Annotated in this window: 13 protein-coding genes; 5 read left to right on the forward strand and 8 right to left on the reverse strand. The window is 63.8% G+C overall.

The features are described 5' to 3' along the window. The 5 genes from algK to yaaA all read right to left on the reverse strand — a co-directional run bounded on the left by algK (window position 1) and on the right by yaaA (window position 6929). A complete protein-coding gene (gene algK, locus PJW05_RS06900) occupies window positions 1–1359 on the reverse strand; it encodes an alginate biosynthesis TPR repeat lipoprotein AlgK (RefSeq protein ID WP_271410977.1) in 1359 nt (452 codons plus the stop codon). Window positions 1360–1372: 13 nt separating this feature from the next. After that, window positions 1373–2533: an alginate biosynthesis protein Alg44 gene (locus PJW05_RS06905; RefSeq protein WP_271410978.1), complete on the reverse strand. Its 1161-nt coding sequence runs from the start codon at window positions 2531–2533 to the stop codon at window positions 1373–1375. 29 nt (window positions 2534–2562) lie between these two features. Further along, window positions 2563–4044 carry a mannuronan synthase gene (gene alg8 / locus PJW05_RS06910; protein WP_271410979.1) on the reverse strand — a complete coding sequence of 494 codons (1482 nt, stop codon included), beginning with the start codon at window positions 4042–4044 and terminating at the stop codon, window positions 2563–2565. Between the two features lie 59 nt (window positions 4045–4103). Beyond that, entirely contained in the window at window positions 4104–5414 is a 1311-nt protein-coding gene (gene algD, locus PJW05_RS06915; protein ID WP_271410980.1) for a GDP-mannose 6-dehydrogenase, read from the reverse strand. Window positions 5415–6149: 735 nt separating this feature from the next. Further along, complete coding sequence (gene yaaA / locus PJW05_RS06920; RefSeq protein WP_271410981.1) at window positions 6150–6929, reverse strand: peroxide stress protein YaaA; 780 nt, start codon at window positions 6927–6929, stop codon at window positions 6150–6152. A 452-nt stretch (window positions 6930–7381) separates the two neighbouring features. Here yaaA and PJW05_RS06925 point away from each other — a divergent pair, with 452 nt between their 5' ends. The 5 genes from PJW05_RS06925 to PJW05_RS06945 all read left to right on the forward strand — a co-directional run bounded on the left by PJW05_RS06925 (window position 7382) and on the right by PJW05_RS06945 (window position 11179). Beyond that, the gene (locus PJW05_RS06925) at window positions 7382–8773 is read left to right on the forward strand and encodes a PhoH family protein (protein ID WP_271410982.1); all 1392 of its coding nucleotides are present in this window, start codon (window positions 7382–7384) and stop codon (window positions 8771–8773) included. An 81-nt stretch (window positions 8774–8854) separates the two neighbouring features. Next, a complete protein-coding gene (gene moaC / locus PJW05_RS06930; RefSeq protein ID WP_271410983.1) occupies window positions 8855–9328 on the forward strand; it encodes a cyclic pyranopterin monophosphate synthase MoaC in 474 nt (157 codons plus the stop codon). Then, complete coding sequence (locus PJW05_RS06935; protein WP_271410984.1) at window positions 9328–9576, forward strand: MoaD/ThiS family protein; 249 nt, start codon at window positions 9328–9330, stop codon at window positions 9574–9576. The genes moaC and PJW05_RS06935 overlap by 1 nt, the downstream gene beginning before the upstream one ends. 1 nt (window position 9577) lies before the next feature. Continuing rightward, window positions 9578–10027 carry a molybdopterin synthase catalytic subunit MoaE gene (moaE, locus tag PJW05_RS06940; RefSeq protein ID WP_271410985.1) on the forward strand — a complete coding sequence of 150 codons (450 nt, stop codon included), beginning with the start codon at window positions 9578–9580 and terminating at the stop codon, window positions 10025–10027. Window positions 10028–10402: 375 nt separating this feature from the next. Further along, entirely contained in the window at window positions 10403–11179 is a 777-nt protein-coding gene (locus tag PJW05_RS06945; RefSeq protein WP_271410986.1) for an ABC transporter substrate-binding protein, read from the forward strand. A gap of 67 nt (window positions 11180–11246) precedes the next feature. Here the strand turns inward: PJW05_RS06945 and PJW05_RS06950 are convergent, their stop codons facing one another. The 3 genes from PJW05_RS06950 to PJW05_RS06960 are packed head-to-tail and all read right to left on the reverse strand — an operon-like array spanning window position 11247 to window position 14311. Beyond that, window positions 11247–12008, reverse strand: a complete 762-nt coding sequence (locus tag PJW05_RS06950; RefSeq protein WP_271410987.1) for an amino acid ABC transporter ATP-binding protein — start codon at window positions 12006–12008, stop codon at window positions 11247–11249. Window positions 12009–12018: 10 nt separating this feature from the next. After that, window positions 12019–13116: an amino acid ABC transporter permease gene (locus PJW05_RS06955; RefSeq protein WP_271410988.1), complete on the reverse strand. Its 1098-nt coding sequence runs from the start codon at window positions 13114–13116 to the stop codon at window positions 12019–12021. 10 nt (window positions 13117–13126) lie between these two features. Further along, window positions 13127–14311, reverse strand: coding sequence for an amino acid ABC transporter permease (locus PJW05_RS06960; protein ID WP_271410989.1), 1185 nt, complete (start codon window positions 14309–14311; stop codon window positions 13127–13129). Window positions 14312–14372: the final 61 nt, after the last annotated feature.

Here is a 14372-nt window from a genome sequence, read left to right on the forward strand (position 1 = left end):
TCATAGGCTGCTCATCTGGGCGTCGGGCGCTGCTGCGCCGCGCACCGCGCGTTCTTCCCGCAGCAGCTGTTCGGCGCGGGCGCGCTCGGCCGGCGCCAGTTGCTGTTCCACGCGTTGCGCCAGTTCCAGGGCCTGCGGGGTGTTCTTCGGCAGCGCCAGTTGGCTGAAGACATAGGCGTTCACCAGGTTGGGCTGGATGCCTTTGCCCTGGGCGTACATCTGCCCCAGGGCGAAGTCGGCGTTGATCTGGCCATTGCGCGCCGCGCTGAGCAGGTGCTCCAGGGCCTTGTCCGGGGCGATGTCGCCCAGGTAGCCGCGCAGGTAGATCTGGCCCAGCAGGTAGTTAGCGGTGGGTTCGGTGGGGGCGGCCTTTAGCAGGTGTTCCTCGGCCTTCTGCGGGTCCAGCGGCACCAGCTTGCCTTCGTAGTAGAGGCGGCCCAGCAGCAGCTCGGCGCGGGGCAGCGAGGCAGCGCGGCCCTTCTCCAGGTAACCCAGCATCTGCTCGGTGTCGCCCTGGCCGGGGTATTCGTAGAGCAGCTTGGCCAGGTTTACCCAGGCGGCGGGGTAGGCTGGTGCAACGGCTTCCAGCAGTTCCTGGGCCTGGCCCTCGTCGGGCGTGCCGAGGTCGGCGTCAGCCAGCACCTGGGCCACGGAGTCCACGCGCTGGGCGGGGATGCGCCCGGTGCGATAGCCCGCCATCAGCTGGTCCAGCAACGTCTGCCGGGCATCGGCATTGCCCTGCTTCTGGTAGACGGTGGCCAGTTCGACATAGCAGATGTCGGCCACGGCCAGGTTGGCGGTGCAGATGCGCTCGATCTCCGCCAGGTGCTGGTCGTAGGTGCCCTGGGTGCGATAGAAGAGGATCTGCGCCAGCTCGGCCTGGACATGCCCTTCGGCACGCCACTGGGCGATGCGTGCCGGCACGTTCACCGTGGGGAAGTCCTGCGGGTACTGCAGGTACAGCATCACCAGCGGCAGCAGGCTGCTTGCTTCGCCGGCGGCGAAGGACTCCTCCAGCAGCTGCGCGGCCTCGCGACGCTCGGCCGGGCTGGGCTCGGTCTTGCGCGCCAGCAGCTTGCCCAGGCGCGATTTGGCGCGGGACGACTGGTCCATGGCCTGGCGGTAGGTCTGTTCGGCCTTGCGCAGTGCGTCGGGGTCGCCGCTGGCCACCTGCAGGTCGGCCAGACCGACCGCGGCATCGGCGTAACCGAGTTCGGCCAACTGGCGGAAGTGCTGCTCGGCAGTGGCGCTGTCGCCCTGCTTGAGCGCTTCGCGGGCAAGGCGCTCGTCGGGCAGTCCGGCACAGCCGGCCAGGGCGATGGCGGTGGCCAGCAGCAGCGGGGTTGCGTGATGGGCCATGGTTGCGCCCTCCTCAGAAGCCTGTGGCGAGGGCACGGTCGATCAGCCAGTCGACGGACGGGCCACGATCGATGCTGACCTCCACCGGCTGGCCGGCGAGGCTGCTCGGCAGCGGCTCGTCGGGCTGGATGGTGGCGCGGATGTCGGCGGACAGGCTGCCGTCCTGCAGGTGGCTGCCGAGGATCTTGCCGTGGCGCACCTGGTCTTCGCCGGCCACCCGGAAGCTGACGCGGGCACCGGGTCTGGCCTGGGCGATGTTGCGGAAGGGGAAGCGCGCCTGCACGGTGGCCTGGGTGTCCTGGGGCACCAGTTCGAAGATCACGTCGCCCTTGCTGGCGAACTGGCCGTCGGCCACCAACTGGCGGGCGATCTTGCAGTTGCAGGGGCTGGTGAGGGTGCCCTTGATCTGCTTGCCGAACAGTGCTTCGACGTTCTTCGGCGTGAGCTGGTCGTCGCTCAGGTGGCCCTTGAGCATCTCCAGCAGGGTTGCGTTGAAGGAGGCGATGGGGGCGCCTTTCTCCACGCTGGCGTCCGCCTCCACCAGGCTCTGCACCGTGCCTTCACGGGGCATGGTGACCTGCATGGAGGGCACCGCGACCATGGCCGAGTCGGCATGGGTGACGAAGTACAGGCCGTACAACGCGTTGAGGATGTAGGCGAAGGCGCCGACGCCGACAACGAAGATGCCGGCGCTGAATCCCACCGCCTTCACGCGTGCCAGGGGCCCCATGCCGCCGCCCGCGCCACCCTTGCGCGGCTTGGTGAAGTTCTCGCGCTGCAGGGTGTTGAGCAGGTCGCCGGCGCTGACCAGTTCGCCCGAGAGGTGGGCGCTGATGAGGTAACGCAGGGTGGCGATGTCACGCGGCTGCAGGTTGTGGAAAACGCAGCCGATGCGACCGTTGCGGCTGTCCACGGCGCGCACCTGGAACTCCACGTCCAGGCCCAGGCTCAGGCCGTCGATCTGGAACATCAGGCGGCCCTTGTGGTGGTCGCCGACACGGGCGCCTGCAGGGGCGGCGGTGAAGGCGAAACCGCCGGCGGAGACATCCAGCAGCGCCGCCTCGAGGCGTTCGCCCCGGGCGATGTAGCGGACCTTGCCGGGGATCTTCACCCGCGCGTGCTGGCGCTGGGCTTCGGATTCATGCACCACATTGAGGTTGACGGCTGTATTCATGGCTTCGATTCCTGTCAGGTTCCTTGTGCTCACACGATCGCCAGCAGCGTGGCGATGAATACGCTGGTCGCGGAAAAGGTCATGGCGCGTGAGGACCAGGTGTTGAACCAGCGCGAGAAGCTGGCGAGGTCACGGTTGAGCTTGGTGTTCTGGCGGGTCCAGGACTGCTGGTCGAGGCGGAAGAAGACGTAGATCTTCACCAGGGCCCCGACGATCTGGTTGTAATAGAGGATCAGCGGATAGGCCGGCCCGATCCGGTGGCCGCTGATGCTCAGGAGCAACGTCAGGGCCAGGCGGGTGAGGCCGATCCACAGCAGGTACACCAGCAGGTAGGCGATGCTGTACTTGAGGCTGGCGATGATGGCCACGGCCAGGCCCAGCAGGCAGGTCCACATCGAGGCGCGCTGGTCGGCCAGGACCACGGTGGTGAACCAGCCAAGGCGGCGTGGACCCAGCGCCAGGGCGCGGGCGTTCTGCCGCAGGTTGTTGCCGTACCAGCGGAACATCAGCTTGCGGCTGGCCTTGACGAAGCTCCTCTCCGGCGGGTGTTCCACCGTGTTGATGGCGGCATCCGGCACGTAGAAGGTGTCGTAGCCCAGGCGCATCAGGCTGTACCAGCTGGACTTGTCGTCACCGGTGAGGAACTGGAAACGACCCAGGCGCCAGTGGTCCAGGTGGTCGCTTTCCACATCGGCGATGAAGTCCGGATCGGTCACCACGCTGGCGCGGAACACCGACATCCGCCCGGTCATGGTCAGCACGCGCCTGGAGAGCGCCATGGAGCACATGTTGATGTGGCGCTGGGCGAAACGCAGCTTGTGCCACTCGCTCATGATGTAGCTGCCGCGCACCTCACAGAACTCGTTGGTGGTCAGGCCGCCGACATTCGGGAAGAGCGTGAACCAGGGCACGGTCTTGCGCACCACGCCTTCGGCCAGCACCGTATCGCCGTCGATCACCGCCACCACTGCGTTGGCATCCGGCAACTGCCGGGAGATGGCGCGGAAGCCGTAGGCCAGGCCGTCGCGCTTGCCGGTGCCGGGAATGCGCACGAAGTCCAGCTTGACCCTCGCCGGCGGGGCGAGCCTGGCCCAGAGGTTCTTCACCAGCAGCTCATCGGACAGCTCGACGATGGAGCAGACCACGGTGGTCGGGTAGCCGCAGTCGATGGCCTCCTGGATCACCGAGCGATACACCATGGCGGTGGTGAGGGCTTCGATGCGGAAGCTGGTGACCAGCAAGAACACGTGGGACGGGGCGGCCGCGTCGCCCAGTTTCGCCAGGCGGCGCTTGTACCAGGGGTAGACGACGTAGAGGAACAACGTGCCGCGCACGAAGTGCAGGGCGCCCATGGAATAGCGCCAGATGCCCACGGCGCCGATCAGCAGCAGGAAATGCCTGGAGTCGGGGTCGAATACCGACGTGGGCAGGGCCAGGGCCAGCAGCATCAGCGCGATGAGGTAGAACAGCCAGCCCGAGGCTTCGAGCAGGCCATGCTTGATCTTGTCCATAGGTGTTCTCGTCCCGATGGCGTTGGGCGTGCCCCTCCCGCGAGGGGAGGGGCGGGCGCTTACCAGCAGATGCCCTCGGCGTTGCCTTGGGTGCCCCTGGGCATGAAGCCCACCAGGTCGATCACCTGCTTGCCGGCCGGGGCTTTCTGGGCCAGCGGCGCGAACAGCTCGTCGCGGTTGCCCAGGACGATGATGTCGGCCTTGTCGACCACCGCGTCGAAGTTGCTGTCCAGCAGCGAGGACACATGGGGGATCTTCGACTCGATGTAGTCCTTGTTGGCGCCGTGGACGCGGGCGTACTCGACGTTGCGGTCGTAGATGCTGAGGTCGAAGCCCTTGCCGATCAGCATCTCGGCCAGCTCCACCAGCGGGCTCTCGCGCAAGTCGTCGGTGCCGGCCTTGAAGGACAGGCCGAGCAGGGCGATCTTGCGCTTGTCGTGGCCGGCGATGATGTCGTAGGCCTTCTGCACCTGGCCGGCGTTGCTGCGCATCAGCGAGCCGATCAGCGGCGAGTCCACGTCGAGGGAGGTGGCGCGGTAGTTCAGGGCGCGCACGTCCTTGGGCAGGCAGGAGCCGCCGAAGGCGAAGCCCGGGCGCATGTAGTACTTGGACAGGTTGAGCTTGTTGTCCTGGCAGACCACGTCCATCACCTCGCGGCCATCGACGCCGACCGCCTTGGCGATGTTGCCGATCTCGTTGGCGAAGGTGACCTTGGCGGCGTGCCAGACGTTGCAGGTGTACTTGATCATCTCCGCGACTTCGATGTCCTTGCGGATGATCGGCGCGTCCAGTTCCCGGTAGAGGGTTTCCAGCAGGTCGCCGGCGGCCTTGTCCAGCTCGCCGATGACGGTCATGGGGGGGAAGTCGTAGTCCTTGATCGCGGTGCTTTCGCGCAGGAACTCGGGGTTCACCGCCACGCCGAAGTCGACGCCGGCCTGCTTGCCGGAGCAGTCTTCGATGATCGGGATCACCACGTTCTTCACCGTGCCCGGCAGCACGGTGCTGCGCACGACCACGGTGTGGCGTTCGGTCTTGTCGCGCAGGGCGAAGCCGATTTCGCGGCAGACGCCTTCGATGTAGTCCAGCGACAGGTCGCCGTTCTTCTTGCTCGGGGTGCCAACGCAGATGAACGACACCTGGGTGTCACGCACGGCACCGGCGACATCAGTGGTGCCGCGCAGGCGGCCAGACTTCACGCCTTGTTGCAGAAGTTCTTCCAAGCCGGGTTCGACAATGGGCGACTTGCCCTTGTTGATCAGGTCGATCTTGGTCTGAGAAACGTCGACACCGACAACTTCATGACCACGAGCAGAGAGGCAGCCGGCGCACACTGCACCAACATAGCCCAAACCGAAGATGCTGATTTGCATCGTATTCACCTCGTCCTTTAAGCACGCTGTTTAATAAGTGACGTTACTGTCGCTTTGGTTTGCACCGTTACGTTGCACTAGCAACTTTCCAGTGCGCAGGCATGAGTAATACCGGACGCCAAAGTTAGGGCGCCTGAACTGGGCTGGTCGTAACGCTTGCCCGGGTAGAGTCCTGAGCTGATCGCCGCAATGGCTCTGGCTCGCTGGTTTTGTCCAGTTGGTCGAGTTTGTTGTGTTTCTCCTTAATTAACTTGTTTGGTTTTCACCAGATAAAAGCTATCCCTCGGCTGTATGCCGATAGCGATCAAGGCAGTTTGAAATCACACCGGAACAGGGTGTGAGGAATTAAGTCTCGGGGGTATGAGTATCCAGCTTTTCGGATAGTTCCTGCCGTTCGTCCCTGTTTTTCACTGTTGCAGTTTTTTGACTATTGCCAGCGTTCTTCTCGTGGCACTTTCAGAGTTGGCTGGATTTGGAAAAGTTCCGGGTAGTGCAAAATACCGATTTTGCGATATTGCATTTTGCAAGTTGGCCACTATTCGAGAACAAGTTGGCCAGTACAGAAAAGCAACTTGGCCAGTATCAAGTTCGTAGGGGTGGCGGCTATATGATCTTGAAGTGATATTGAGTTCGCATTGCCGGGTGCTGTGCGCACCAGCGGAGCGGCGCTGGGAGGGTAGGCAGGGTGCGGGGAGGCACACATGAAAACCCCGCCGGGCGGCGGGGTTGGTGCTGTCAGTCCTGTGGATGGTCCCGCAGGAACACCAGGCTGTCCGGCTTCGAATGCTCCGCGGAGTAGCGGTAGCCCTGGTCGTTGAAGTCCTTGAGGCCTTCCGGGTCGGTCAGCCGCTCCTTGATCACGTAGCGGGCCATCAGGCCGCGGGCCTTCTTGGCGTAGAAGCTGATGATCTTGTACTGGCCGTTCTTCAGGTCCTTGAACTCGGTGTCGATCACTCGCGCGTTCAGGGCCTTGCGCTTGACCGAGCTGAAGTATTCGTTGGAGGCGAGGTTGAGCAGGATGTCATCGCCCTGTGCCGCCAGCGCGTCATTCAGCCAGCCGCTGATGCGCTCGCCCCAGAAAGCGTAGAGGTCCTTGCCGCGGGCGTTGGCCAGTCGGGTGCCCATTTCCAGGCGATAGGGCTGCATCAGGTCCAGCGGGCGCAACAGGCCGTAGAGGCCGGAGAGCATGCGCAGGTGCTGCTGGGCAAAGTCGAAATCCGCTTCGCTGAAGTCCTCGGCTTGCAGGCCGGTGTAGACGTCGCCCTTGAACGCCAGCAGGGCCTGCTTGGCATTGTCCGGGGTGAAGTCCGGGTGCCAGCTGCCGTAGCGGGCGGCATTGAGGCCGGCCAGCTTGTCGGACAGGTGCATCAGTTCGGCGATCTGCGCCGGGCTCAGCTCGCGCAGTTGCTGGATCAGCTCCTGGGCATGGTCGAGGAACTGCGGCTGGGTGAAGCGCGGGGTTGCCGGCGGGGTTTCGTAATCCAGGGTCTTGGCAGGGGAAATCACCAATAGCATCGAATCGTCTCCTTCGGGAATGCGGCGATTCTAGGGATTTGCCCGCCGTGGCTCCACCTATCCCGCCGATAGGCAGGCGCGGGAAAACGGGATGGCGGATGCGGGGAGGCGCCGTCGAGGGGCGAACCGGACTCGACCGATGTAGGAAAATGGCGAGATTTCATCAGAGGGGACTTTCGACTTTAACGGGCGCTTTCCTACACGCCAAGGCCTTTTTGTGTGTGTGTGAAAAAAGACTCGTACAGGCAAAAAAATTCTTTTTTCTGTCATCCCGAATGGAGTATTAAAAAAACAGACCGCCGAACCCTGCAGACAGGTGGCGGCCATTGGCCCTCACCTTGTTGGCACCTTCTCCCGCCCGGCATGACCCGGAAGGAAGAGGTCGGCGGCCCTTCGCGGCGGAGCGCCAGCCTGGCATTCCGTCGCCTGGCCCTATAAGAAGGTGACCGAGTATGGATGACCACGGACGCTCCCGCCCTACCGCTCCAACCTTGTACGCGCTCGACACCAACGTCCTGATCCATGATCCCAACGCGTTGCTGAACTTCCAGGAACACCACGTGGCCATTCCGATGACCGTGCTGGAGGAACTGGACAAGCTCAAGACCGGCAAGCAGGGCGTTGCCGCCGAATGCAGGCAGGCCATCCGTAACATCGACAAGATCCTCAGCGGCGCCACACCCGAGGAAGTGGAGCACGGTGTTCCCATCCAGCGCGAGAAGAGCGGCCCCTGCGGCTTCCTCTCGATCCTCATGAGCAAGCGCGCGGCGCCGGTCACCTGGCTGCCGGAAGACCTCAACGACAACAAGATCATCAACCAACTGGTGGAGCTGAAGAGCCGCAAGCCGGGGATGGACGTGGTGCTGGTCACCAAGGACATCAACATGCGCCTGAAGGCACGGGCCTGCGGGATCGACTCCGAGGACTACCACACCGACCAACTGGTGGACGACGTTTCCCTGCTGTCCCGTGGCTACCACGACATGCCGGGCTCGTTCTGGGACCGCGTGAGCAAGGTGGAGACCCGCCAGGACCACGGCCGTACCTGGCACCGCGTCCAGCTCACCGACAACCTGCCGGCGGTGCACGTCAACGAGTTCATCGTCGACGAGCAGGGCTTCGTCGGCTGGATCAAGGGCATCAAGGCCGATGAACTGCTGATCCTCGACCTGCACCAGGAACCGCTGCTGCACCAGGAAGCCTGGGGTCTAAGGCCGCGCGACGTGTATCAGGCCCTGGCGCTCTACGCGCTGCTGGACCCGGATATCCACCTCGTCAACCTCACCGGTGCGGCGGGTTCGGGCAAGACCATCCTGGCGCTGGCCGCGGCCATCGAGCAGACCATGGTGAGCAAGCGCTACCGGCGCATCATCGCCACCCGCAGCGTGCAGGGCCTGGACCAGGAGATCGGCTTTTTGCCCGGCACCGAGGCGGAGAAGATGGAGCCCTGGCTGGGGGCGATCACCGACAACCTGGAAGCCTTGCACATGGAGGACGAGAGCACCCACGGCAGCGTCGACTACATCCTCAGCAAGGTGCCGCTGCAGTTCAAATCCCTGAACTACATCCGTGGCCGCAGCTTCCAGCAGAGCCTGATCATCATCGACGAGTGCCAGAACCTGACGCCGCACCAGATGAAAACCATCATCACCCGTGCCGGCACCGGGTCCAAGGTGATCTGCCTGGGCAACCTGGCGCAGATCGACACCCCCTACCTCTCCGCGCCGAGTTCCGGCCTGACCTACCTCACCGAACGCTTCAAGGATTTCCCCCACGGCGTGCACATCACCCTCCAGGGCGTGCCGCGCTCCGTGCTGGCGGAGTTCGCCGAAGCACACATGTGACCCACGACTCCCGTCGGGCGGCAACTGCCGCCCGGCGCGGGTTTCTGTATACAATCGGTCTCCTGTGCAAGGAGACCTGCTGTGCTTACTCATCTCGATTCCGAAGGCCACGCCAACATGGTCGACGTCACCGACAAGGCGGTGACCTCCCGTGAGGCGACGGCTGAAGCCCGTGTGCGCATGCGCCCGGAAACCCTCGCCATGATCCAGGCCGGCGGCCACCCGAAGGGCGACGTCTTCGCCGTGGCCCGGATCGCCGGCATCCAGGCGGCGAAGAAGACCTCCGATCTGATCCCCCTGTGCCACCCGCTGATGCTCACCAGCGTCAAGGTGGAGCTGCAAGCCGAAGGGGAGGACTGCGTGCGCATCGTCGCCCGCTGCAAGCTGGCCGGGCAGACCGGGGTGGAAATGGAGGCGCTGACCGCCGCCAGCGTCGCCGCCCTGACCCTCTATGACATGTGCAAGGCGGTGGACCGCGGCATGACCATCGAAAACGTGCGCCTGCTGGAAAAGCGGGGCGGCAAGAGCGGCCACTACCAGGCCGGGGAGCAATGATGATTCGCGTGCAGTATTTCGCCCGTTACCGTGAAGCGCTTGGCATCGAAGGCGAGCAGCTCAACTGGGACGCGGCGTTCGCGAAGCTGGACGACCTGCGTCAGCACCTGCTGGCCCGTGGCGGCGTTTGGGAAGTGCTCGCGGAGCAGAACCTGATGTGCGCCCGCAACCAGGAGTTGTGCAGCCTGGACGAGGCGCTGGCCGATGGCGACGAGGTGGCGTTCTTCCCCACGGTTACCGGAGGCTGAGATGGCCGTTCGCGTGCAGGAAACCGGCTTTGATCCGGGTGTCGAACTCAACGCGTTGCACGCGGCCAATGTCGGCATTGGCGCGGTGGTCGGCTTCGTCGGCTACGTGCGCGATTTCAACGACGGCCAGGAGGTGGCGGGCATGTTCCTCGAGCATTACCCCGGGATGACCGAGAAGGCCCTGGAGAAGATCGCCGTCGAGGCGCGGGAACGCTGGCCGCTGCTCAATGTGGAGATACTCCACCGCATCGGCCGGCTGGAGCCGGGCGAGCCCATCGTCTTCGTCGGCACCGCCAGCGCCCACCGCCAGGCGGCGTTCGACGCCTGCAACTTCATCATGGATTACCTCAAGACCCGCGCGCCGTTCTGGAAGAAGGAAGACACCGCCGAAGGCCCGCGCTGGGTGGAAGGGCGTTACAGTGACAAGGCGGCGGCCGAGCGCTGGGAATAAGGGGTGGCGAAGTATCCGTTTTTCTGTAGGAGCGAATTCATTCGCGAAGCAGGCCAACGGCCCGCCATACGGGAACCTTGGGGCCGCGCTGCGGCCTTTCGCGAATAAATTCGCTCCCACAAGTCATTCGTGGCACCGATCAGCAAGCCCGGCCCCGCCGGGCTTACTTTTGGGTGATTGACGATATGTACATTTAAGTCCAGTATGGACTTACAAGTACAAGATAGCGGCATCCACCATGATCCCCAGCCAGCTACTCACGCCATCCCCATGTCCGCCCGTCCCGGCGGCCTTTTCTTCTGCCTCGCAAACCCATTCCGAACCGGTTCGCCAAGTCCTCTGGCGGGCATCCATCCGTACTGCGGGAGTCGCACCATGAAGAAACTCGTTCTGCTGGGCAGCCTTGCCCTGAGCCTGCTGGCCTCCAGCGCATTCGCCGCCGACAAGCCCCTGCGCATCGGCATCGAAGCCGCTTATCCACCCTTCGCCTTCAAGACCCCGGAAGGGCAGATCGCCGGCTTCGACTACGACATCGGCAATGCCATGTGCGAAGAAATGAAGGTCAAGTGCCAGTGGATCGAGCAGGAGTTCGATGGCCTGATTCCCTCCCTCAAGGTGAAGAAGGTGGATGCCGTGCTGTCGTCCATGACCATCACCGATGAGCGCAAGAAGTCCGTGGACTTCACCGGCAAGTACTACTACAGCCCGGCGCGCCTGGTGATGAAGCAGGGCGTCCAGGTCGACCCCGAGTTCAACAGCCTGGTGGGCAAGACCGTGGGCACCCAGCGTTCCACCACCACTGACCGCTTCGCCACCGAGGTGCTGGAGCCCAAGGGCATCAAGGTCGTGCGCTACAGCACCCAGAACGAGATCTACCTCGACCTGCTTTCCGGCCGCCTGGATGCCGTGCTGGCCGATGTCTTCCCGCTCAACGAAGGCTTCCTCAAGACCGAGAACGGCAAGGGCTACGCATTCGTCGGCCCGGTCTTGAACGACCCGAAGTATTTCGGCGAGGGTGCCGGCATTGCCGTGCGCAAGGGGGATGACGCGCTGCGCGAGAAATTCAACGCCGCCATCAAGACCCTGCGCGAGAACGGCAAATACCAGGCGATCCAGGCCAAGTACTTCGACTTCGATATCTACGGCGAGTGACCCCGCTCACACAGCGTGTTCAAAAGAAAAGGGAGCCCGAAGGCTCCCTTTTTCATTGCGCCGATCCTCAGTGCAGGATTTGCCCCAGGAACAGCTTGGTGCGCTCGTTCTGTGGGTTGTCGAAGAAGGCATTGGGCTCGTTCTGTTCCACGATCTCGCCCTTGTCCATGAAGATCACGCGGTTCGCGACCGTGCGGGCGAAGCCCATCTCATGGGTCACGCAGAGCATGGTCATGCCGTCTTCGGCCAGCCCGATCATGGTGTCGAGCACTTCTTTCACCATTTCCGGGTCGAGCGCCGAGGTGGGTTCGTCGAACAGCATGATCTTCGGCTTCATGCACAGCGCGCGGGCGATGGCCACGCGCTGTTGCTGGCCGCCGGAGAGCTGGCCCGGGTATTTGGCGGCCTGCTCCGGGATGCGCACGCGCTCCAGGAAGTGCATGGCGATTTCCTCGGCCTGGCGCTTGGGCATCTTGCGTACCCACATGGGCGCCAGGGTGCAGTTCTGCAGCACCGTGAGGTGGGGGAACAGGTTGAAGTGCTGGAACACCATGCCCACTTCACTGCGGATCAGCTCGATGTGCTTGAGGTCACTGGTCAGTTCGGTGCCGTCGACGACGATACGGCCCTGCTGGTGCTCCTCCAGGCGGTTGATGCAGCGAATGGTGGTGGACTTGCCGGAGCCGGACGGGCCGCAGAGGACGATACGCTCGCCCTGCTGCACGTCGAGGTTGATGTCCTTCAGCACGTGGAACTGGCCGTACCATTTGTTCACGCCTTGCATGCGGATGATCGGCTCGTCGGCAACTTTCTTGCTTGCTTCAGTCATGGAGTGACTCCTAACGCTTGTGGCCGGTGTCCAGCTTGCGCTCCAGGCTCATGGAGTAGCGGGACATGCCGAAACAGAAAATCCAGAACACCAGGGCGGCGAAGACATAGCCTTCGGTGGCCATCCCCAGCCAGGCCGGGTCGGTGGTGGCTTGCTTGATGCTGTTGAGCAGGTCGAACAGGCCGATGATGATCACCAGGCTGGTGTCCTTGAACAGCGCGATGAAGGTGTTGACGATGCCGGGGATCACCAGCTTCAGGGCTTGCGGCAGGATCACCAGGCCCATCATCCGCCAGTAGCCCAGGCCCATCGCGGCCGCGGCTTCGTACTGCCCCTTGGGAATGGCCTGCAGGCCACCGCGCACCACCTCGGCGATATAGGCCGACTGGAACAGGATCACGCCGATCAGCGCCCGCAACAGCTTGTCGAAGTTCAACTCCTCGGGCAGGAACAGCGGCAGCATCACCGAAGACATGAACAGCACGGTGATCAGCGGCACGCCCCGCCAGAACTCGATGAAGGTGACGCAGATGACGCGGATGGCCGGCATGTCGGAACGACGCCCGAGGGCCAGCAGGATGCCCAGGGGCAGCGCGCCGACGATACCCACCGAGGCAATCACCAGGGTCAGCATCAGGCCGCCCCAGCGGCTGGTGGAAACCGTCGGCAGGCCCAGGAAGCCGCCGTGCAGCAGCCAGTAGGCGAGGATCGGATACACCACCAGGAAGCCCAGGCCGTAGTAGGCCTTCCACTGGAACTTCGGAATGAACAGTGGCGCTGCGCCGATGATCGCCAGCCAGACCGCAAGGTCCGGCCGCCAGCGCAGGGCTTCGGGGTAGAAGCCATACATGAATTGCGAGAAGCGCTGCTGGATGAACACCCAGCAGGCACCTTCGCCGGTGCAGTCGGCGCGGGTGGTGCCGGTCCAGTCGGCCTTGAAGAGGGCCCACTCCAGCAGCGGCGGAACGATCAGCCAGATCAGGTAGATCGCCAGCAGGGTCAGCAGGGTGTTGAAGCCGTTGGAAAACAGGTTGGCGCGCAGCCAGCCCAAGGCGCCGACGCTCATCCGGGGTGGCGGCTGGTCGGGCTTGAATACGTGTGTCGTCATGGCTCGGACCTCACCGCTCGATCAGCGCAATGCGCTTGTTGTACCAGTTCATCAGGATCGAAATGCTGATACTGATGGCCAGGTAGACGCTCATGGTAATGGCGATCACCTCAATGGCCTGGCCGGTCTGGTTCAGCACCGTGCCGGCGAACAGCGACACCATGTCCGGGTAGCCGATGCCGGCCGCCAGGGACGAGTTCTTGGTCAGGTTGAGGTACTGGCTGGTGAGCGGCGGGATGATCACGCGCAGGGCCTGCGGGATGATCACCAGGCGCAGGGTCTTGCCGCCGGGCAGGCCGAGGGAGCGCGCGGCTTCGGTCTGGCCGTGGCTGACCGCCTGGATACCGGAACGTACGTTCTCGGCGATGAACGCCGCCGTATAGATGGTCAGCGCCAGGGTCAGGGCGATCAGCTCGGGGATCACCACCCAGCCGCCGCGGAAGTTGAAGCCTTTGAGTTCCGGCAGGCTCCAGGTGAAGGGGGCACCGAACGCAAGGGATGCAAGCCCCGGTATCGCCACCAGGAGCACCAGCGCGGTGATCAGCACCGGGAAGCGCTGGCCGGTCGCCTCGCGCCGTGCGTTGGCCCAGCGAGCGACGACGAAGATCGCCAGCAGCGCCAGCGCCAGGGCGACCAGGAAGGGCCAGAACCCTTCGATCGGCGTCGGGGCCGGCAGGTACAAGCCACGGTTGTTGAGGAAGAAGTGCTCGCCCAGGCTGAAACTCTGTCGTGGGCCGGGCATGGGCAGCATCACGGCGAAGTACCAGAAGAAGATCTGCAGCAGCGGCGGGATGTTGCGGAAGGTCTCGATATAGACGGTCGCCAGCTTGGAGATCAGCCAGTTCGGCGACAGCCGCGCCACGCCGAGGATGAAGCCGAGGATGGTCGCGAAGAAGATACCGATGCCAGAGACCAGCAAGGTGTTCAGCAGGCCGATGACGAAGACGCGGCCATAGCTGTTGCTCTCGCTGTATTCGATCAGGTGCTGGGAAATGCCGAAGCCGGCGCTTTGCTGGAGGAACCCGAAGCCGGACAGGATGCCTCGTTGTTCAAGGTTGTGCTGGGTGTTCTGGAACAGGTACCAGCCCAGCCAGATGACCGCGACGACCGCGACGATCTGGAATAGCCACGCGCGCGCCTTGGGGTCGGTCAGGACCGAACCACGCAGACGCGGAGCGTTATCAGGAGTTTGCATGACAGCCCTCTCGGAAGCCCGGCCGATCCGCTTCCCTGCTGACGGCCGGGGTTCTCGTTAC

The organism is Pseudomonas sp. Q1-7, from assembly GCF_028010285.1.
Lineage (GTDB): Bacteria > Pseudomonadota > Gammaproteobacteria > Pseudomonadales > Pseudomonadaceae > Metapseudomonas.